We start from the raw sequence: 20,976 nt of genomic DNA on the forward strand, positions 1-20,976 counted from the left end.
CAAAACTTTCAAATTAATGAAAGGTAACTCTCGAATTAACGAGTGTTGCTTTGTGATGCTGATAATCAGTTGACTATCAGTCTTACCTCACAAGCACCCACACGAATTGCTTGATTCAGTTGTTAAAGAACAGTTGGTTAAGCCTTTCGTCTCAACCGAGGCGCGCATTCTACAGCAGCCTCTCTATCTGTCAAGCTGTTTTTCGACTTTGTTTCCGGAGAAACTTCTTTCTACTCAACCACTTGCGCCTTCGATCAGAACTTCTTCTCTCCAGCGGGAGGCGCATTCTACAGCGTTCAAAACCGCTGTCAACCACCTCTTTCAAACCGCTTTCGATCCATTCGACCGAACCACCAACAGGATCAAACCACCACCCTATCGACCGGCACGCATTCTACACGCCAGATCCAGCTTTGCAAGCCCTTCAGTCAACTTAACTTATTGATTAACAAGCAGTTTTTGAAGCGCTTCATCGCTGAAGTGGCGCGCATTCTACCTGAGCACGGCGAGCTGTAAACCCCTGACATGCAAATAATTGCGTAAATCGGATCAACTACCCTCCCACCTATATACAGAGGCTCAGATCACCCCTGCCTCGCGCAGCTCGGCAATCTGCATTTCACTCATGCCCAGCAATCTCTGCAGCAGGGCTTCGGTGTGCTGGCCCAGCAGTGGCGGAGCCGAACGATAGGCCACTGGCGTCGCAGACAGGCGCAGCGGACTGGCGACCTGCGGCGTACTGCTGCCCAGGGCATTAGGCAGGTCGAGACGCAAACCTCGCGCCTGTACCTGAGGGTCGGCGAACACCTGCTGCAGATCATTGATCGGCCCACAGGGCACGCCGGCCTTTTCCAGCTGCTCGATCCACTGCGCGGTGGTCTTGAATACCGTGGCCTGGCGCAACAGCGGGATCAGCTCGGCACGATGGGCAACCCGGGCCTTGTTAGTGACAAAGCGCGGGTCATCGGCAAGGTTCGCAATACCCGCCACTTCGCAGAACTTACGGAACTGCCCATCGTTACCCACCGCAAGGATGAAGTTGCCATCGGCACTGGGGAAATCCTGGTAGGGCACGATATTGGGATGGGCATTGCCCAGGCGCTTGGGTGATACACCTGTCGCCAGGTAGTTCATGGCCTGATTGGCCAGACAGGCGACCTGCACATCAAGCAAGGCCACATCTATATGCTGACCCACACCGGATTGCTCACGCTGATTCAGCGCGGCCAGCACACCCACAGTCGCGTAGAGACCAGTGAGGATATCGGTCAGGGCCACGCCGACCTTCATCGGGCCGGCACCCTCCTCACCTTCCGGGCGCCCAGTCAGGCTCATCAGCCCCCCGAGGCCCTGGATCATGAAGTCATAGCCGGCGCGCTTGGCATAGGGACCGTTCTGACCGAAACCGGTGATGGAGCAGTAGATCAGCCTTGGGTTGATCGCCTTCAGCGACTCGTAATCCAGGCCATAGGCCGCCAGACCACCGACCTTGAAATTCTCCAGCAGCACATCGCACTGCGCGACCAACTCACGCACCAGGCGCTGGCCTTCGGACTGGGTGAAATCCAGGGTCAGCGACTGCTTGTTGCGATTGGCACTTTGAAAGTAGGCCGCCTCACGCGAGTCATTACCCTCAGCATCCTTTATATAAGGAGGCCCCCAGTGCCGGGTGTCGTCACCGGAACCTGGACGCTCGACCTTGATCACCTCAGCACCGAGGTCACCGAATATTTGTCCGGCCCAAGGGCCAGCCAGCACGCGGGATAGATCAAGCACGCGGATATGGGACAGAGCACCAGACATGGGCTTCTCCGTAGGGTGCGCCACGCGCACCATGGATCAGTGAGAGGTGCGAGCCTTCAGAAGAACGCCTGAATGCCGGTCTGCGCGCGACCGAGGATCAGCGCATGCACGTCATGGGTGCCCTCGTAAGTATTGACCACTTCAAGATTGACCAGGTGACGGGCAATGCCGAACTCGTCACTGATGCCGTTACCGCCGAGCATGTCGCGCGCCATGCGGGCGATATCCAGCGCCTTGCCGCAGCTGTTGCGCTTCATGATCGAGGTGATTTCCACCGCAGCAGTGCCTTCGTCCTTCATTCGTCCGAGGCGCAGGCAGCCTTGTAGAGCCAAGGTGATCTCGGTCTGCATGTCGGCCAGCTTCTTCTGGATCAGCTGATTAGCCGCCAGCGGCCGGCCGAACTGGTGGCGATCGAGCACGTACTGGCGCGCGGTGTGCCAGCAGAACTCGGCGGCGCCCAGTGCGCCCCAGCTGATACCGTAACGGGCGGAGTTCAGGCAGGTGAACGGGCCGCGCAGGCCGCGTACATCAGGGAAGGCGTTCTCTTCCGGGCAGAACACGTTGTCCATGACGATCTCGCCGGTGATCGACGCGCGCAGACCGACCTTGCCGTGGATGGCCGGAGCAGACAGCCCTTCCCAGCCTTTCTCCAGCACGAAGCCACGAATCTCGCCGGCATCGTCCTTGGCCCAGACCACGAAGACATCGGCGATCGGACTGTTGGTGATCCACATCTTGCTACCGCTAAGGCGGTAGCCACCGTCGACCTTCTTGGCGCGCGTGACCATGGAGCCGGGATCGGAGCCGTGGTTCGGCTCGGTCAGGCCGAAGCAGCCGATATACTCGCCACTTGCGAGCTTGGGCAGATACTTCTGCTTGGTCGCTTCATTACCGAACTCGTTGATCGGCACCATCACCAGCGAGGACTGCACGCTCATCATCGAGCGGTAGCCGGAGTCGATACGCTCCACTTCACGAGCGATCAGGCCATAGCACACGTAGTTCAGGCCACTGCCGCCGTAGGCCTCAGGAATCGTCGCGCCCAACAAGCCGGTTTCGCCCATTTCGCGGAAGATCTTCGGATCGGTCTGCTCATGACGGAAGGCTTCCAGCACGCGGGGCGCCAGCTTGTCGTCAGCGAACTGCTGGGCGCTATCACGCACCATGCGCTCTTCTTCGGTCAGTTGCTGATCGAGCAGCAGCGGGTCGATCCAGTTGAAGCTTGCCTTGGCCATTGCGAGAAACCTCGAAGCGGTGAAGTGAGCGGTCGGTCCAGCCAACCCCGAATGCTTTGATCCTAGGCCGGCCTCGAGCAGAGTACAAACGCAGAATCTGCACAGACCTGTGCATTCTTCTCACTCCGAGATAGTTTATTCACCTAAACCTATCGCTTACGAGTGAGGCTTTTGCATACATGCGTCGCAAGATACCCAGCACCGCTGCCCTGGTCGCCTTCGAATCCGCCGCTCGCCACCAGAGCTTCACCAAGGCCGCCGACGAACTGAACCTGACGCAGAGCGCGATCTGCCGGCAGATCGGCGGACTGGAGAGCTTTCTCAATGTCGAGTTGTTTCGCCGCTCCCGGCGCGGCGTGGTGCTGACCGAAGCGGGCGTTGCTTACAGTCGCAAGGTGGCAGCGCAGCTCGATGCAGTTGAGCGCGACACCCTGGCGCTGATGGGCAACCAGGGCACCACCAGCATCGAGCTGGCGGTGGTACCGACCTTTGGCACCCAGTGGCTGTTGCCACGCTTGCGTGCCTTTCAGCAACTGCACCCTGAGGTGACGGTGCACCTGACCAACCGCACACGCCCCTTCCTGTTCGCCGACACTCACTTCGATGCCGCCATTTATTACGGCGACGCCGAATGGTCGGGCACCGAAGCCCATTTCCTCATGCATGAGCACCTGCTACCGGTGTGCAGCCCGGCGCTGCTGGGCGATGCCCCAGTCGACGCCGAACGCATCGCCAGCTTGCCGCTGCTGCAGCAGACCACACGCCCCTATGCCTGGCGCCAGTGGTTCGCCGCCCAAGGCATGAATGTGGCCCGCGACATGACCGGCCCGCGACTTGAACTGTTTTCCATGCTGGCGCAGGCCGCTCAACATGAAATGGGCATCGCCCTGATCCCACCCTTTCTGATCCAGAGCGAACTGGAAGAGGGCAGCCTGGTGATTGCCCTCGACCGCGCTGTACCAAACAACGACCGCGCCTATTATCTGATGGTGCCGGAACGCAAGGCCGAGTCAGCGGCACTGAAGGCCTTTCGAGACTGGCTCCTGGCCCAGGCCGATGCCTACCGAGGCGCATGATCATCGCCGGAGCATGATCGCTTTTAGCCCGCAGCGAATAGTTACGCCCAGAGACAGAACCCGTAGCGAACAAGCGGTCACACTACATATGCCTTTCCAGGAAAAGTGCACAGCAACCACTACTTTCGGGCTATAGCACTATTCTGAACGGACTGTTCGTTACTCTCCACACTCCTCCCGATTCGACCAGCGGTCATCCAGCGCGTGACTGCCTATACTGCCCTACAAGCTGCGCAGAATCTGCTGTCGGCCCGAATCTGCGCGGGCTGCACACAGTATAAAAATCCCTCATAGACCCATTACTTGTAGTAATGCATTTTTTTTACTCCATAACTTCTTGTAAGGGTTTGCGTTCGATTGCACAATCGCCGCGCTCGCCACCTCCGGCGGGTTATGTGCTGATCCCCAATCGCCGGCGCGCCAGCGCAGTGCCCCGGTTCACAAAAAAGATCACGCAGGAGATTAGAAGTGCACATCGGTGTTCCTCTCGAAACCTATGCCGGGGAGACGCGGGTTGCCGCGACCCCAGAGACCATCAAGAAGCTGGTCGGCCAAGGTCATCAGGTGACCGTCCAGGCCGGCGCCGGCATCAGCGCCAGCATTCCAGACAGCGCTTACGAGGCTGCTGGCGCGACCATTGGCAACGACGCTGCCGCGTTTGGCGCAGACCTCGTGCTCAAGGTGGTCGCACCGACCGACGCCGAGCTCTCTCATATGAGAGCCGGAGCGGTGTTGGTTGGCATGCTCAACCCGTTCTGCAACGAGACCATCGCGCGCATGAATGCTCGCGGCGTCACTGCCTTCGCCCTGGAGGCCGCACCGCGCACCTCCCGCGCGCAAAGCCTGGACGTACTGAGCTCGCAGGCCAATATCGCCGGCTACAAGGCCGTGCTGCTGGCAGCCCATCACTATCCACGTTTCATGCCGATGCTGATGACTGCTGCCGGCACCGTTAAGGCCGCGCGTATTTTGATTCTCGGTGCCGGCGTTGCCGGTCTGCAGGCCATCGCCACGGCCAAGCGCCTGGGTGCGGTGATCGAGGCCTCCGATGTGCGTCCAGCAGTCAAGGAGCAGATCGAGTCTCTCGGCGCCAAGTTCGTCGACGTGCCTTTCGAGACCGATGAAGAGCGTGAATGCGCCCAAGGCGTGGGCGGCTATGCCCGACCGATGCCGCAGTCCTGGATGGAGCGTCAGGCCAAGGCCGTACACGAGCGCGCCAAACAGGCCGATATTGTTATTACCACGGCACTCATTCCCGGTCGCAAGGCACCGACGCTGCTGCATGAGGCAACGGTCGCCGAAATGAAGCCGGGCTCCGTGGTCATCGACCTCGCAGCAGCCCAGGGCGGCAACTGCCCGCTGACCGAAGCCGACAAGGTAGTGGTCAAGCACGGTGTGACCCTGGTCGGCCACACCAACCTGGCGGCACTGGTGCCGGCAGACGCTTCCGCCCTGTACGCACGCAACCTGCTGGACTTCCTCAAGCTGGTGATCGACAAGGAAGGCCAGTTCCAGCTCAACCTCGAAGACGACATCGTCGCGGCCTGCCTGATGTGCAATGCCGGCGAAGTCGTGCGCAAGAACGGCTAAGGAGTAGGGACATGGATCTGATTTCCGACGGCATCTACAACCTGATCATCTTCGTGCTGGCCATCTATATCGGCTACCACGTGGTGTGGAACGTCACCCCGGCCCTGCATACCCCGCTGATGGCCGTGACCAACGCCATCTCGGCGATCGTGATCGTCGGCGCCATGCTGGCTGCCGCGCTTACCGTCACTCCGCTGGGCAAGACCATGGGCACCCTGGCCGTGGCCCTGGCTGCGGTCAACGTGTTCGGCGGCTTCCTGGTAACCCGGCGCATGCTGGAAATGTTCAAGAAGAAGGCCCCGAAGGCCCAGGTGGAGAAGTAATCGATGAGCATGAACCTGATCACTGTTCTCTACCTCGTCGCCTCGGTGTGCTTCATCCAGGCGCTCAAGGGCCTGTCGCACCCGACTTCGTCGCGACGCGGCAACGTCTTCGGCATGGTCGGCATGGGCATCGCCATCGTCACCACGGTCGGCCTGATCCACAAGCTGGGCAGCGAACTGGCCCTACAGGGCCTGGGCTTCGTCATCGCCGGCCTGCTGGTCGGCGGCAGCATCGGCACGGTCATGGCCAAGCGCGTGGAAATGACCAAGATGCCGGAGCTGGTCGCCTTCATGCACAGCATGATCGGCCTGGCAGCGGTATGTATCGCCATTGCCGCGGTGGCCGAACCACAGTCTCTGGGCATCGTCGCCGGCATGGCCGACCCGATCCCGGCCGGTAACCGCCTGGAACTGTTCCTCGGTGCAGCCATCGGCGCCATCACCTTCTCCGGGTCGGTGATCGCCTTCGGCAAGCTGTCGGGCAAGTACAAGTTCCGCCTGTTCCAGGGCGCGCCGGTGGTCTTCAAGGGCCAGCACCTGCTCAACCTGGCCGTCGGGCTGGCCATTCTCGGCCTGGGCCTGGTCTACACCTTCACTGGCGACATCACCTCGTTCGCCATCCTGGTGGCGCTGGCGTTCGTCATCGGCGTGCTGATCATCATCCCTATCGGCGGCGCCGACATGCCGGTGGTGGTGTCGATGCTCAACAGCTACTCGGGCTGGGCGGCGGCCGGTATCGGCTTCTCGCTGAACAACTCGATGCTGATCGTCGCCGGTTCCCTGGTCGGCTCTTCGGGCGCCATCCTCTCGTACATCATGTGCAAGGCGATGAACCGTTCGTTCTTCAACGTCATCCTCGGTGGCTTCGGCGCCGATGCAGATGCCGGGGCAGCCAGCGGCAGCCAGGAGCAACGCAGCGTGAAGTCGGGATCAAGCGACGACGCCGCCTTCCTGCTGACCAACGCCGACACCGTGGTCATCGTGCCCGGTTACGGCCTGGCCGTGGCGCGTGCCCAGCATGCACTGATGGAACTGGCCGAGAAGCTGACTCATCGCGGCGTGACCGTGAAGTATGCGATCCATCCGGTCGCCGGGCGTATGCCTGGCCACATGAACGTACTGCTGGCCGAGGCCGAGGTGCCGTACGAGCAGGTGTTCGAGATGGAGGACATCAACTCCGAGTTCGGTCAGACCGACGTGGTGCTGGTGCTGGGTGCCAACGACGTTGTCAACCCGGCGGCGAAGAACGATCCGAAGTCGCCGATCGCTGGTATGCCGATCCTCGAGGCCTACAAAGCCAAGACCGTGATCGTCAACAAGCGCTCGATGGCCAGCGGCTACGCGGGCCTGGACAACGAACTGTTCTACATGGACAAGACCATGATGGTCTTCGGCGACGCCAAGAAGGTAATCGAGGACATGGTCAAGGCCGTGGAATAAGCCCTGACCGGTCAGACAGGAAACCCGGCCATGCGCCGGGTTTCCTGCTTATGTAACCAACAAAAAAGCTGATTTTCAGGTCAATCATCGCGACAAATCAATTTCAAACTGTACTGCTTGAAAGACCAATCTAATTGGGTTGCACCCAGTGAAAAATCTCGCTCAAGTCGGTTGCACCCAGTCTTTTCACTTATGGCCAGTACAGTAATATCGATTCCTGACCGAACAGTTACAAAGCAACCTATCTAATAGCACGACAATTTCATCCAGCTGTGACTACTGAGCCACCACTGCGCTCGGGATAATGTGCCCATCGAAAGCAAACACCAGCGCCGCCACAAGCGGAAGGATGACCACCATGGAACGTACCCTCAGTTCCGCCCTGCTTCAAACTCACAGCGTTGCCAGCGACAAATCGGCCTGGCTGCTCCGCGTTATCGCCACCCTCAGCCTGTGGCAGCGCCGCATCGTCAGCCGTCGTCAACTGGCTCGACTGGATGCCCGCCTGCTCGCTGACGCCGGCATTAGCGAAAATCAGCGTTACGTCGAACTGCAGAAGCCGTTCTGGCGTTAACACCCCCGCTTTGCTCCATCCCAAGTTGGGATCTTCTGAGAGCTCCACCGTCTCTGCTGCGGTGGGGCTTTCGTTTTATCTGCAACAGTCATCGCCCGAGCGAGCAGTACAGTTGCCATAAAACCGCCGCTGCCCCCGCACAATTCCCCCCGGTTGTATCTGCTCGCCTAAGAGCGCTTGCGAGAACATGAGCTGCCACCCTTGTCTCTCGACAGGAGAACGCCATGGACCGCACTCACGAACCACTCCCGCAACTTGCACACGGCAAGACCCTGCACTGGCTCGGTCTCTACTCGACGCTGCGTTACTGGCAGCGCAACCGCCGTACCCGTCGGCAGCTTGCTTTGCTCAACGAGCAACAACTGGCTGACGCCGGCATCAGCACAGCGGAGCGTGAGCGGGAACTGGCCAAGCCCTTCTGGCGCTGAGCCAGTAATGGAGCTAGGAATGCCGTTGGGCTAAGCTGCGGATGCGGGCAGAACAGCGCCCCGCCCTACCGGAGTTACCCTATATGCACCTGAAGAAATCCCTGATTGCAGCGCTCCTTTCATTAGGGCTGGCAGGCACCGCCTGTGCCAGCAGCCTGGTCGCGACGACCGATACTCTGGGAGGCGCCCTGGCCGGCACTGCCGAGGGCACCTCGGACGCGACCAGCTCGTTGCGCGACATGAAACAGCTGCGCGCGGCGCGCGATGACGCCGCCAGTTTCGTCGCCAGCGCTGGCGCGATCCGCAGCGTACGACTCGAAGCGGCCCTGGCGCACATTCGCCGTCATGACGCCGCGCTGGCGACAGCGGATGACCTGGCCCTGGCTCAGGCCATCCTCAGCCTGTGAAAACTTTGCACACGTCTATCGATAAGCTCGCTGCTGACCGACGCTGCATGGCCCCGTAAACTTCGCCTACTTGCCTGGTCGCGGGGAACCGCGCCGGCCTGTCCACGTCAAATCGTCCGTTCTGCAGTTCTCGGAGCTCCTTAATCATGCGTCGTTCATTCGTCATCGCCGTCGCCGCCTGTGCCCTGTTCAGCGGTATCGCTCAGGCGCAAACCGTGGTCGCCACCAGCAACATCGTGGTGCGCGCCCTGGATCGCAGCATCAACTTCACGTCCGACACCACCACCTCGCTGCGTGATATGAAAGCCGTGGTGCAGGCCCGTGACGATGCCGCCAGCTTCGTCGCCAGCGCCGGTGAGATTCGCGGTGCGCAACTGGAAGCTGCGCTGCAGACCATCCGCCAGCAGTTGCCGCAAGCGCAGGCTGCCAGCGATCTGCAACTGGCCGAAGCCATTCTCGCTCTGTGACCCACCTCGCCGCCTGGTGCTGCGGTGCGCTGCTGGCGCTGGCCGCAGGCTTCGCCCAGGCGCAGCTGCGTCTGACGCTGGACGACAGCGCTCTAGGCGCAGCCGAACGCCAGGCGAGCCAGGCCCTGCTGGACGAGGCAATGGCCGCATTGCCCCCGCGCTTCGCCCAGCAACTGGACCGAGAAGTGAGGGTCAGCTGGCGTACCGGACTGCCCTCGGATATCTACGGCCAGGTCGGTCGCTTCAGCGGCATCGAGCTTAACGCCGAGCTACTGCCGAAGCTGGTCGACGGCTCGGCGGCAGAAAATCGCACCGGTCGCCCGCACGGCACCCAGCGCCAGGAACTGCTGGCCACCCTGCTGCATGAACTGACCCACCTCTACGACCGCGCCCGCCTCTGGTCTGCGGCCGAGCGCCGCCACATCAGCCAATGCCGACAGCGCGTCAGCTCCATGGGCCCGGTTGGGCTGCCGGAGGATTGTCGTGGCCAGACCGAGCGCCGCTTCACCCTCAGCGACGACCCGCGCCTGCTCGATCTGGCTGGCTGGCCGCAACGTGTCGGCCAGCGTGGCGCGCGCGATCTGGACAACGGCCAGGTCGCACGCAGCCCGGACAGCTACGAGCTGACCAATGCGCTGGAGTTCGTCGCGGTCAACCTCGAATACTTTCTGCTCGACCCCAGCTATGCCTGCCGCCGCCCCTCGCTGGCGCGCTATTTCCGTGAGCACTTCGACTGGACGCCGCCCAGCGAGAACTGCAGCAACGACTACCCCTACCTCAATGCCGGGCGCGACTTCGCCTTGCAGCCACTGGGGCGCCTCGACCCTGAGCGTGTGTATGAAGCCGACTACCTGCTCGCTGAAGCCAACGATGCCTGGATGAGCCGCTGGGGCCACAGCATGCTGCGCCTGGTGGTCTGCGCACCAGGCCGGCCACGTGGCCCGGACTGCCGCCTGGATCTCGACCACCATCTGGTGCTGTCCTACCGTGCCTTCGTCGGCGACCTGCAACTGTCGAGCTGGGATGGCCTGACCGGCGTCTACCCCTCACGCCTGTTCGTGCTGCCGCTGGAGCAGGTGATTGATGAATACACCAAGGTCGAGCTGCGCAGCCTGGCCTCGGTACCGCTGCGCCTGTCGCGCGACGAGGTCGAACAACTGGTGGTACGCGCCGCCGAACAGCACTGGAGCTATGACGGTGACTACTACTTCGTCTCCAACAACTGTGCGGTGGAAACCCTCAAGCTGCTACGCAGCGGTACCGGAAATCCGCGCCTGCATGCCCTCGACAGCATCCTGCCCAACGGCCTGCTGGAACTGATGGATGCACGCGGGCTGGCCGACACCACAGTGCTCGACGACCCGCGCGAGGCGCTGCGCCTGGGCTATCGCTTCGACTCCTTCCGCGAACGTTACCAGGCCATGTTCCGCGTCCTGCGCGAACGCCTGCCAATCACTCAGGACAGCGTCGAAACCTGGCTGGAACAACCTGCCGAAACGCGACGCAACTGGTTCGCCAAGGCCGACCTGCGCGCCAGCGCAGCCCTGCTGTTGCTGGAGCAAGCCGCACTGCGCAGGCAATTGCTGCTGGCTCAGGACGAACTCAAGCGTCGCTACCTGACCGGCCGCGCCGCTGGCGATCCGAGCCTGAACAAGGCCGGCGCCGCGCTGGAACAGATACTGGCCAACAGCGGCTTCCTCAGCCGTCCGGCCGAACTGCTCGAAGGCGGCTACGGCTTGCCACAACAGCAGGAATGGGAGCGCCTCGAAATCAGCAGCCGTGAGCGTCAGCAGCAACTGCGCCAGCTCAGCGACGAGCTCGATGGCGAAGTGCGCAACCTGCTACAACCCGAGCGCCTGGCCGAGCTGGAAGCCAATGAGGCCAATCTGGTGACGCTGGGCGAACACCTGCGCGCCCTGCACAAGGCCAGTGGCGGGCTGGAGCTGCCGTAAGGCACATGCTGGCGCAGATCGGAATTGTCCGTAGCGCGAGGGTGAGCAGGCTCGTCGCTATAAAAGCCTGGCCTTGCTCTCCCTTTGCGCCCGCCCTGGTTCTTAGCGCTTGCAGTGTGCTGGCGGCAGCACGTCCTGCGCAGCCTGATTGGTCATGATCTGCAGCTCATTGACGTTGCGCGCGGTGAACACCTTGCCCCCGGTCGCCGCCGCCAGGCAATTCCCGGCACCGGTGCCGAGAATATCGACCACGTTGATCTTCAAGTGCGGTTTGCTGCGCGCCAAGGCCTGGGCTATCGCACAGGGATCCTGGTTGCAACTCTCCTCGCCATCGGACACCACCAGCATCACCGACTCGCGGTTGACCCCATCGAGCATCTGTCCGGCCTTGGCGATGCCATCGGCCAGAGGCGTGCCTTGTACCGGTGTCACGGTGCGCAGGCGTGACAGCAGATCTGCTCGTTGGTCAGGACCGAAGTAGCCGACGCTGCGGGCGCCCGGACAGCTCTCCACCAGCACCAGTCCGGCGTTGGCATCACTGGGCAACTGTTGCACCACGCCAATAGTCGCCTCGCGCGCCGTGGTGATGCGCTTGGGTTCACGGAATACATGGCCCATCGTGTTCGGGGCATTGGTTCCAAGCAGCAGCTGCGTGGCGATATTGGCAACCCCTTGCACCATCGTTGCCTGTTCGATTTCCTTGGGTGTGGCCAGCATGCTGATATCCATGGAACCGGAAGCATCGAAGACAATGACCATCTCCGGCGCCAACTCCTTCGGACGCTCATCGGGGCAAAGGTTCTTGGCATTAGTGATCAACTGCTCCTTGCAGTTCTTCGCCAAGTTCTGCTCGACCTGCTCGCGCAGAGCGGCGTTGTCCTTGAGCAACGGCTCTTCGCGCTGCATCTTCTGCAGGGCCGAACAGTCTCGGGCGATGCCATCGATACGTTTTTTCAGCAGCTCGGCAGGATCCGGCTTGGACTCGGGTTTTGGTTCAGGCTTGGGCTCGGGAATCGGCGGTGGCAGCGGAATTTCCGGCTCGGGTTCGGGCTCCTCGACCACCGGATCCTCTTCCACTGGCTCCTGCTCGGATGGAACCTCCTCAGGCACGGCCGGCTCTTCGGCCACCGGAGACTCGACTGGCACAGGCGGGGTTTCCGGCTCGCGACAGAACAGCCACCACCAGAGCGCCGCTAGTAGGGCCAGCAACAGCAGGGCAAGCAGCAGCCACAACCACCAGCGCCGCTTGCGTGGCACCTCGCTGACCACGGCTGCTGCACCTGGCGGCAACGCACCAGCTTCCGCGGTAACAGGCGTGATCGGTGGCGCTGGGGGTTGGCCACCGCCCCAGAAGGTCACCAGCGGCTGGCCATTGAGCGAATACAGGGTCGAGGTGTCGGGATAACGGGCCGCTTCACGCAACAGAGCCGCCTGGCGTACACCATCGCCACCCTGTGCATCGAGCTGGCTGGCCAGTTGTTCGATAGAAGCCAGTCGCTCGTCGAGCAGGTGGCGCACCTGCGCCGCCTCCTTCTCATCCAACTGACTGAACGGTACCGGCTGGCCGCCAAGATCCGAATACCATTCGACGATATCACCCTCGGCCTGCTTCGGCTTGGCGTACAGGGTCGCCGTGCTCGGCGGCAGGTGCCGGCGCAGGATCTGCGTGAGTTCGCCATGACCGGCCAGGGCATCTGCCGCGCTACGGGTTTGGGAGGACAGGCGGGAGATTCGCTTCATGGCGGTCAGCTTCCTGCTTAGGTAGTCAGGGAAAAGCCTGCTGGCGGAACGACCGGCATGCAGGTGTAACGGCAATGATCAACGCAGGCCAAGATCGCTTTCCAGGCTGGAAACCTTGCTACGCAGCTTCTGCAGCTCAACCTGTTTCTGCAGCACGGCCGGATTCTCCTGCTGGTTGATATTTTTCAGGTCGTTCTCCAGCGCAGCAATTTCTGCCTCGATGCGCCGGTTGCCCTTGGCCTTATTCTTGAGTTCACCAAGCAGGGCGTTCAGCGACTTGTTCAAGGAGGCGTACTGCGCCTGCTGGGTCGCCAGATCCTTGCCAACCGACGCTTTCTCCTGCTCGATAGCGGCATAGACATCACGGAACAACTGGTTGGTTTTCTGCTCGTCGAGCAGGATCTTTTCCTTCTCCTCGACACGCTGGGCGTAGACGCCCTGGGTCTTGCAACCGAATTTGGTGGCGAACCCGGCATCGGCATTACGCGGGTCGCATTCCTGCGAACTGACGGCACAACCGGCAAGCATGGCGACGCCAGCCAGTAGGACAAAAGAACGAAGTGGAGGCATGGACGTATTCCTTGGAGCCTGATTAGGCTGTCGCTGCAGAGTGTGCCGCGCACACCGAAAAGGTCGGTAAAGGTGCGCACAGCGCACCCTACCTGTCATGTTGACCGAGAGTTTCCCGGAGTCTGTTCAGGTCGCGAACAGACTCTTAACCGAGCCGGATCGAAGAACGCTGCTGGTACAGCTGGTCGATTTCCGACTCCAGTTGCGCGATCTGCTTCTGCATCTTGCCGATCTCCGCATCCAAGGTATCGGTACGGGCACCATTGTTGCGCTCGGCGGCGGCAACCTTGGTCCACTCCTGCTGCTTGGAGCGTACGTCGGCCAGGGATTTCTTCAGGTAGGCGGTGTTGGCATCGATCTCGGCGAGCTGCTTCTGCGCCTGGGCGCTCTGCACCTTGTTGGCGGCGATGTCTTGCTTGATCTGCTCGATCTTGCGCTTGTCATCGGCGATCACGCTACGCGCGGTATCGCTGAGCATCTGCAGCTCCTGGTTGTCCTTGCGCACGTCGGCGATGGTCGCATCAAGACGGTCTTCCGCGTTGGCATACTGGCTGCGCTGGTTATCCAGATAATAGTTGGCGCCCATGCCCACGCCACAGCCAGCCAGACCGGCAGCGACCATGCACTGAGCCTTCTTGCTCGGGTTACCCAGCTGGCAGGCGAGCATGCCGACCACCGCGCCACCGGCACAGGCTTGCCAACCCGACTTGCTGAAGAACTGCGCCGAACTGCTGTTGGCCAGCCGTGGGTCGACCGGCGCCTGATTGGCAGCCGGCGTCGTGCCGGTGGTCTGACAGCCAGTCAATACGAGAGCGAGACCCAGAACGACCCATTTCATCCGTTGATCCAACAACGCTACTGCTTTCATGTCCATGCCCTTCGCTTAAATGGATTTACAGGATTCCAGCCACTGACTGCGCGCCACTTTGCCGCTTTTCATGTAGCTATTCAGATTCTTCCAGTGGGTGTCGAGGTAACTGCGCAGGTTGCTTTTGCTGCGCGCCGCCATTTGTTGAGCCACCACACTGACTTGCGGCTCGACGGTGGCCGAGGTGTAGTTGAGCGCACCACTGACCACCGTGTCGGCATAGTAGTTGAGCATGAAGTCGAGCACCTTGCGATGACCTTCGAGCTGCTCTTTGCGCGCATCGCAGCGGCTCATCTGGTCATCTTCACCTGCTCCACAACTACGCTTGTAGTTGCCTTCCAGAGTATCGAGGAACATGCCGTCGTCCTTGAGCTTGGTGCAGAGGAAAGCACCCAATTGCAGTTCGGAGCGGATCGCCTGGTCGCGTTGCTCGTCACGTGCCTGGGTGTTGGCACGCAGATCGCCACGCAGCTTTTCCAGTTGCTGCTTGAGCGCGTCATCCTGCACGCCGCTGGCGATGCTGGCGATTTCCGCGACCGGATCCTTGTTGTCCTTGCTGCCTGTGGCCTTGCTCGCTGCCGGAGTACCGAGTTTCTTCCAGTCCTGCTCGACCTGCTTGATGCGCTCGCGCGAGGTCAGCACCGGCGCCACCAGGGCCAGGCGCACACCGCCGGTCTTGAGCTTGTTCTGCTCGCCAGCGCTGGCGTAGTAAGGCTGTTCCTGACGCAATGCGGTGCGCAGCTCAGCCTGCGGCGTCAGGTAGTTACCGCCACGCACGATATAGCCGCCAGCCTGGCCATGCTGGCGATCGAGCTTGTTCAGGCGGAAGGGTTCGAAGAGCATCTCATCGACGTTGCCCAGAACGTCATGCAGACCCAGCGGATTTGGCTTGAGCAAACCGGTCAGTTGCAGCTTGCCATTGGCCGACTGCGCACCAGCGAACCACGCATAAGCACCGAGCCCACCATCCGGCGTGGGGAAACGAATATCGCGAAACTCGGACTGGGAAACGGCCATGCCGCCACGTGCGGCAAACTCCCACTCGGCCTCGGTCGGCAGGCGCAGGAAGCCCGCTGCGCCATCCTCCTTGGGCAGCTTGGCAGCGGCATTCTTACGTAGCCACAGGCTGTATTTGTCGGCAAAGGCAGTGGCGTCGAACCAGCTGACGCCGACCTGCGGCAGGCGCAGCTTGGTCGAAGGCGTCGGGCAGGTATCGTTCATCACTGCCTGGTATTGCAGCTCGCTCAACTCGTACTTGGCCAGCAGGTAATAGCGCCCCGGTTCCGGTTTCTGCACCGTGAAACTACCGGCGATGTAGCTGGGGCGGGCCTGCTCGATGTAGCCCCACTCGTCGCTGTCCTGACCGAGGGTCACGCCATAGTCACCCATCGGGCTGGCGACTGGAACCTGTACCTTACGCAGCACCAACGAACCCTCGCACGGCATCGGCAGGATCACGTCATCGGCCAGCGGTTTGGGATTGTAGTACTTCTCCTCCCAAGCGGCCTGGGCCGGCAGACTGCCCAGCGCCAGCAACGTCGCCGCTGCCAGCAAGGCCTGCTCAGAGGTCACGCAGGCTTTCAGCCGGTTGAATATGGATCGCACGAAACCCTCCTACAGCCGCCACGACGATGGCGATCAGCAATGCACTGGCGAAGGCCAGCAAAATATGAATGTTTTCCAACTTGCAGACGAAGCCGTCGTCGGCCAGGTTGGCGCCCAGCGCCGTATTGAATACATGGCTGCCGACCAGGTAGGCAGCGTAGCCCAAAGCAAAAGCCAAACAGGTGAGCAGCGCCGCCTGAACCATCACGTAGGCGCCAGCAGCCGAACGCTGAAAACCAAGCAGACGCAACAGCGCCAGATCCTTGCGCTTGCGGTCGATATTGGCGAGAAAGGCCCCGGCCAGCGAGGCCACGCAACCGATCACCGCGGTCCAGGCGATCACCGCGAAAATCAGGCCGAGCACATGGCTGATGGCCTTGACCGACTCGATCTCACGCGCCCGCGTGCTGCTCTCTATGCGCTCGCCATCAAGCCAATTGGCAATGCTGGCCACATCATCCAGACCCCGGGCGTAGATGCGCGCACGGGCATAGCGCTCGCGCACCGGCGCCACCTCGCCGGTGAGGAAGCCGAACATCGGCACGGCATAACCATCGCGAAAATTTTCCATCGCCACCAGCAGATCAAGGCGCACCAGCACCGCCGGCCGGGTAAAGGCGCTGTTCTCCAGCACCCCACCCACGGTCACCGTCAGTTCGCCACGCTCGTTGCTGCCATCGAGCTTGCGCAGCACCAGCAGACGCAACGTATCGCCGACCTGCACGCCGAGTCGGCTTGCCGCACTGGCGCTGAGCAGTACCTGCTCCAACGTCGCGGGCGACGGCAAAGCGGCGATCAGCGGATCGCCACTGGCTGTCGGGATGACTTCGGCATTAGCGACAAAATGCTGACTGTCGCGCTGCAGGTCGGCCTGGGTGTTCAGCGAACGGGTCAGCGGGATGACGAAGCCTACGCCGGGCTGGGCACGCAAACGCTCGAACCAGCCGCCGGCCAAGTCATAGTTGCCGAGCATGCGCACTTCGAGGTTGCGCGGGTCGCTGAGCAACTCATCATTGAGCTGCGAGACCACGCCATGCTTGAGGCCGAACAACAACAGCAGGGGCGCGATCACCGCCACCAGCGAGGCGACGATGCACAGCGACACCTTGCGGTCGTGCCACAGGTCACGCGCTGCCAATTCGATCAGCAAACGCAGACGGGGGCGAGTCTCAGGCCGCGTCATGGAACACCGTGCCGTCGGCGCTGGCATCGACGGCACTACCCTGCAGCGTGCCGACGATGTTGCGGATCGCACAATCGCGCACCAGATCCCAGTCGTGGGTAACCAACAACGCGGCGATCTGGAAACGCTGGACGATTTCGATGATCAGCTCGAACAAGCGTTGCGCCTGCAGAGGATCGAGCGCTGCGGTCGGCTCGTCGGCCAGCAGCAGGTCGGGCTCATGGGCGATCGCGCGGACGAAAGACACCCGCTGGCGCTCGCCGATAGACAGCTGCGCCGGCAACTTGCCCAGCAAGGGTTGCAGGCGCAGACGAGAGATGGCCTCGTCGACCAACTCGCTCTTGCCAGGTAGACCAAGCATGCGCCGGGGCAACTCGATATTCTGCCGCACACTGAGAAACGGCAGCAGACCGCCGCTCTGCAACACGAAGCCCAAACGCTGAGCGCGAATATCAGCCAATTGCGCCTGGCGGTCATCGCGCAGCAGCGCGGCAACATCCAGCCCATCGGCATCTCCCAGACGGAACTGGCCGAGCCCATCGGGACGCAGGATCAGACCAATCATTTCCAGCAGCGTGCTCTTGCCACAACCGCTGGCGCCGGTGATTGCCGCCACCTCGCCACGGCCAAGAATCAGGCGCGGCAAGACGATCTGGTAGTCGCTACCCCGGCGAATGCGCATGTCCTCGATATGCAACATGACCCAAGTCCTAAGGCAAAGCCTCCAGCGGCACCGGGTAAACGTGCTCGCGTGGGTCACTGCCCGGCGCCAGGGATACCCAGCGGTCGGCATCGGCGTTGTAGCGCTGGTAGTACTTGAGCTTGGTGTTCAGGCGCCGAATGAATTTCTCCTGCTCAAGCCCTTCCATGCCTTTCCAGGTTTCCTCGTCGAGGCTGAGCACCTCGCTGAGATAAGGCAGGCCATCAAGGTATTCAGCCATCAGGCCCATGTCGGCGACCTTGATGGTCTTGTCCTTGAGCTGGTTGGGATCCTTGCCCATGGTCGCGGCCACCGAACGCAGGCGCTCGAACATGTCGCTGGGCGAGATCAGGCCTTCGTTAGCAGCATCGGCGATCTGCTTGACCACATCGCTAAGGTCGCTGAGCTGACTCTTGGTCATCAGCACACGCACGTCGGTAGTGGGTACATCCTGACGCACGAAGTCACGGTCACTGATCCACGCCTGAAACACCGGCGGCGCACTGGCACCGGTCTTTTCGCCGAGGTAGGCCAGGCGCATGGCGTGTCCGAGCAGCTCGGCATCCTCGGCCAGGGCGGTATCGCCACCTTTGCCGGATTTCGCCTTGGCGTACTCCGCATCGGCCCCCAGCGCGCTACCGGCCGCCATGTCGCCGCGATAGGCCGCCTTGACCTGTGCAGTGATGGCATCGCCAAGGCTGTCGACCATCTTGCCGAAGCTCTCGACGTTGCCGGCATCCACCGGGTAGTACAGCGGCTTATTGAGGAAAGCGTTGGTCGACAAATCCGTGTACTGCGCCTCGGCCGAGGCATGGTTCTTCGAGCCGCTCGGGGTCTTCAGGTGCAGGCTGTAGATCGCCACGCCACGGTACTTGGCCTCCAGGCGCACCTGCTCGGCGTTCAGGCCAGTGGACGACAGCTTGCTGTCACCATCGACTGCGCCCGCATCGGTAACCAGTACGATGTAGCGTGCACCGAACTCATTCCATTTGACCTGATCCAGCGCCTGCATCACGCCGGCGTAGGTGTCTTCGTCGTAACTGCTGCTGGACGCAGTTGCCGGTTTGAGCTCGGCGACCTTGGCCAGGAAGTCTTTACCGTCCTTGACCGTGCTCGGGTCGACGTACATCTTGCTGACGTATTCAAGCTTGGGCACTTCCTTGGTGCTGGAGCGGTAGGCGACTAGACCGAACTTGACCTGATCCAGCAGCTTTTCCTGCTCGACGTGGTCGTAGATACGCTTGACCGCCTCACGGGTACGGTCGATGTACGGCCCCATGGAAATGGTCGAGTCGATGACGAACACCACGGCGGCGCTGAACCCCTTGAGGGTGTTGGCATCTGCCGTGGCGTTCTTGTCCGCGCCCTCCTTGTCGGCCGACTCCGCCGCACTCACCGAAGCGACGTTGAGCAGGCGCACCTGGAAACCCTTCTCGGTGAAGGTTTCCTCGGCTTCCAGCACCGGCAACAGGTAGAAATTCTTCGTCAGATCCACCGCGTAATCCGGCTCGCGGGCAGCCACCGCCGGATCACGGCCATTGGCCTTCATGTTGGCCAGGATCGGCTTGAGCAGTGGCGCCGGGTCGTCCTTGGCAAAGAGCTGTTCGAGGCTGTCCTTGTTGCGGAAGAACAGCAGCGGATCACGACCGGCCGGGTTGGTCAGGGCCAGGGTCATCTGCATCTTCCACGGAACGGCGCAGTCGCCCTTAATCCAGCCGACGGTCTTGCCATAGCTGTCAGGGCCGACCTTCAGCCACTCGGTGTTGCCTGCCTGCTCACGCTGGTACACGTAAAAGCGGGTGAATGCTGGCTGCGCCTTACCGCCACTAGCGCCAGCGCTATCGCCAAGCTGGCAGGTCGGCGTGGTCAGCACGCGCTGGTAGAGGGTCTTCTTGCCTTCCTGCAGCAGCGGTTTGTCTGCCGCCATCAGTGGCGCTGCTGCGCTCAGCAGCAGGCCGGCAAACAACAGTTTGACGCCCGGGGCGGTGCGCACGGTCATTTCTTCAGCTCCTCCAGCCGCTGGCTGGCGTCCTGATTGTCCGGGTCGTTGTTCACGGCAATCTCGTACCAATACATCGCAGTCTCAGCGTCAGCCGCTTCGATGCAACCGCCGCTGGCATAATGCGCCGGGTCGTACTCGCGGGCATAGGCATAGGCAATGGCGGCATCGCCCGACTGCGCCTTGTGCGCATACAGACGCTGCACCACGCCACAGCGCTTGGCATCCTTGGCAACGGCGATCACCTCCAGCACCTGTTCGCTGGACGGATTGGACTTCAGGCAGGCCTGGATGAAAGACAGATCCTCCCTGGCATCAGATAGGGCTTGCGAACTGCACGCGGCCATCGCCCCTACCACTGAAGCCGGCGTGTCGCTTGGCGCGATATCGGTCGACGGCGTGCGCAGCAGGAACCACCAGGCCGCAACTGCCAGGGCCAGGATGAGCAGTATGGTGATCAGGATCAGCGGAAGCTTGCTGCCTTTCTTTGCCACCGGGGTCTGAGGTGATGGAGCAGGCGGCGCTTCGACAACCACCGGCTCAGGCGCGGGTGCTGAAATCACCTCGGGCTCAGGCGCAGGCGGCTCGGGCAGTACTTCTGGCAAAACCGGCACGATGACCGGCTGGGCCTTGCGCTCAACCTTCTTTTCGTCATGCGTCGAGTTACCTGCTGCCTTGGAGGACAGAATGCTGCCAAGGATGCGCAGCACACCCTTGTCGCTGCCGTCCTCGTTACGCAGCTGCAGCATGTAGGCCATCTGAGGATCAAGCATCAACGGGTCGATCAGCCAGGGGCCGACCTCGCCACTGAGCTTTTCATCAACCAGGTTCAAGCCATCGAGCGTATGCCAGGATGGGCTCGTATCCCATTCGCCGTTTTCACCGAGGTAGCGGCCATCCTGATTGCGCTGCACGGTCAGTTCGAGGGCGTCACTGCCCTCCTGCCAACCATGTACGGTCAGCTCTCCATGACCAGGTTGGCCGCTCTGCGCTGCCTTCAGTTCGATTCTCAACAT

General features: G+C 61.7%; 19 protein-coding genes. 9 read left to right on the top strand and 10 right to left on the bottom strand.

What is annotated here, in order from left to right; genetic code table 11:
* Positions 1 to 579 precede the first annotated feature (579 nt).
* Together BLS08_RS00005 and BLS08_RS00010 are read right to left on the bottom strand one after the other, a co-directional pair.
* A complete protein-coding gene (locus BLS08_RS00005; protein ID WP_017676101.1) occupies positions 580 to 1,803 on the bottom strand; it encodes a CaiB/BaiF CoA transferase family protein in 1,224 nt (407 codons plus the stop codon).
* Positions 1,804 to 1,859: 56 nt separating this feature from the next.
* Positions 1,860 to 3,038 carry an acyl-CoA dehydrogenase gene (locus BLS08_RS00010; protein ID WP_017676102.1) on the bottom strand — a complete coding sequence of 393 codons (1,179 nt, stop codon included), beginning with the start codon at positions 3,036 to 3,038 and terminating at the stop codon, positions 1,860 to 1,862.
* 179 nt (positions 3,039 to 3,217) lie between these two features.
* Between BLS08_RS00010 and BLS08_RS00015 the strand changes: the two genes are divergently transcribed.
* From BLS08_RS00015 to BLS08_RS00055, 9 genes are all read left to right on the top strand, one after another.
* Entirely contained in the window at positions 3,218 to 4,114 is an 897-nt protein-coding gene (locus BLS08_RS00015; protein WP_017676103.1) for a LysR family transcriptional regulator, read from the top strand.
* Positions 4,115 to 4,582: 468 nt separating this feature from the next.
* Positions 4,583 to 5,704 carry a Re/Si-specific NAD(P)(+) transhydrogenase subunit alpha gene (locus tag BLS08_RS00020; protein WP_017676104.1) on the top strand — a complete coding sequence of 374 codons (1,122 nt, stop codon included), beginning with the start codon at positions 4,583 to 4,585 and terminating at the stop codon, positions 5,702 to 5,704.
* An 11-nt stretch (positions 5,705 to 5,715) separates the two neighbouring features.
* Entirely contained in the window at positions 5,716 to 6,027 is a 312-nt protein-coding gene (locus tag BLS08_RS00025; protein WP_017676105.1) for an NAD(P) transhydrogenase subunit alpha part 2, read from the top strand.
* A gap of 3 nt (positions 6,028 to 6,030) precedes the next feature.
* The gene (locus BLS08_RS00030; protein WP_017676106.1) at positions 6,031 to 7,467 is read left to right on the top strand and encodes an NAD(P)(+) transhydrogenase (Re/Si-specific) subunit beta; all 1,437 of its coding nucleotides are present in this window, start codon (positions 6,031 to 6,033) and stop codon (positions 7,465 to 7,467) included.
* A 358-nt stretch (positions 7,468 to 7,825) separates the two neighbouring features.
* Positions 7,826 to 8,041, top strand: coding sequence for a DUF1127 domain-containing protein (locus BLS08_RS00035; RefSeq protein ID WP_017676107.1), 216 nt, complete (start codon positions 7,826 to 7,828; stop codon positions 8,039 to 8,041).
* 224 nt (positions 8,042 to 8,265) lie between these two features.
* Complete coding sequence (locus BLS08_RS00040) at positions 8,266 to 8,469, top strand: DUF1127 domain-containing protein (protein ID WP_017676108.1); 204 nt, start codon at positions 8,266 to 8,268, stop codon at positions 8,467 to 8,469.
* A gap of 83 nt (positions 8,470 to 8,552) precedes the next feature.
* The gene (locus BLS08_RS00045) at positions 8,553 to 8,876 is read left to right on the top strand and encodes a DUF2388 domain-containing protein (RefSeq protein WP_017676109.1); all 324 of its coding nucleotides are present in this window, start codon (positions 8,553 to 8,555) and stop codon (positions 8,874 to 8,876) included.
* 146 nt (positions 8,877 to 9,022) lie between these two features.
* On the top strand, positions 9,023 to 9,343 hold the full coding sequence (locus BLS08_RS00050) for a DUF2388 domain-containing protein (protein ID WP_017676111.1): 321 nt from the start codon (positions 9,023 to 9,025) through the stop codon (positions 9,341 to 9,343).
* Entirely contained in the window at positions 9,340 to 11,295 is a 1,956-nt protein-coding gene (locus tag BLS08_RS00055; RefSeq protein WP_017676112.1) for a DUF7844 domain-containing protein, read from the top strand. Before BLS08_RS00050 ends, BLS08_RS00055 begins: the two co-directional genes overlap by 4 nt.
* 102 nt (positions 11,296 to 11,397) lie before the next feature.
* On the opposite strand, the gene BLS08_RS00060 is transcribed toward BLS08_RS00055, so the two are convergent.
* The 8 genes from BLS08_RS00060 to BLS08_RS00095 all read right to left on the bottom strand — a co-directional run bounded on the left by BLS08_RS00060 (position 11,398) and on the right by BLS08_RS00095 (position 20,976).
* The gene (locus BLS08_RS00060) at positions 11,398 to 13,035 is read right to left on the bottom strand and encodes a VWA domain-containing protein (RefSeq protein ID WP_017676113.1); all 1,638 of its coding nucleotides are present in this window, start codon (positions 13,033 to 13,035) and stop codon (positions 11,398 to 11,400) included.
* A gap of 78 nt (positions 13,036 to 13,113) precedes the next feature.
* On the bottom strand, positions 13,114 to 13,605 hold the full coding sequence (locus BLS08_RS00065) for a hypothetical protein (protein ID WP_017676114.1): 492 nt from the start codon (positions 13,603 to 13,605) through the stop codon (positions 13,114 to 13,116).
* 145 nt (positions 13,606 to 13,750) lie between these two features.
* The gene (locus BLS08_RS00070) at positions 13,751 to 14,443 is read right to left on the bottom strand and encodes a hypothetical protein (protein WP_017676115.1); all 693 of its coding nucleotides are present in this window, start codon (positions 14,441 to 14,443) and stop codon (positions 13,751 to 13,753) included.
* Positions 14,444 to 14,488: 45 nt separating this feature from the next.
* Positions 14,489 to 16,045 carry a formylglycine-generating enzyme family protein gene (locus BLS08_RS00075; protein ID WP_017676116.1) on the bottom strand — a complete coding sequence of 519 codons (1,557 nt, stop codon included), beginning with the start codon at positions 16,043 to 16,045 and terminating at the stop codon, positions 14,489 to 14,491.
* Entirely contained in the window at positions 16,035 to 17,261 is a 1,227-nt protein-coding gene (locus BLS08_RS00080; RefSeq protein ID WP_017676117.1) for an ABC transporter permease, read from the bottom strand. The genes BLS08_RS00075 and BLS08_RS00080 overlap by 11 nt, the downstream gene beginning before the upstream one ends.
* Entirely contained in the window at positions 17,248 to 17,961 is a 714-nt protein-coding gene (locus BLS08_RS00085) for an ABC transporter ATP-binding protein (RefSeq protein WP_017676118.1), read from the bottom strand. Before BLS08_RS00085 ends, BLS08_RS00080 begins: the two co-directional genes overlap by 14 nt.
* 10 nt (positions 17,962 to 17,971) lie before the next feature.
* Entirely contained in the window at positions 17,972 to 19,960 is a 1,989-nt protein-coding gene (locus BLS08_RS00090; RefSeq protein ID WP_017676119.1) for a vWA domain-containing protein, read from the bottom strand.
* The gene (locus BLS08_RS00095) at positions 19,957 to 20,976 is read right to left on the bottom strand and encodes a hypothetical protein (RefSeq protein ID WP_017676120.1); all 1,020 of its coding nucleotides are present in this window, start codon (positions 20,974 to 20,976) and stop codon (positions 19,957 to 19,959) included. Before BLS08_RS00095 ends, BLS08_RS00090 begins: the two co-directional genes overlap by 4 nt.

The organism is Ectopseudomonas chengduensis (assembly GCF_900102635.1).
GTDB classification, from domain to species: domain Bacteria; phylum Pseudomonadota; class Gammaproteobacteria; order Pseudomonadales; family Pseudomonadaceae; genus Aquipseudomonas; species Aquipseudomonas chengduensis.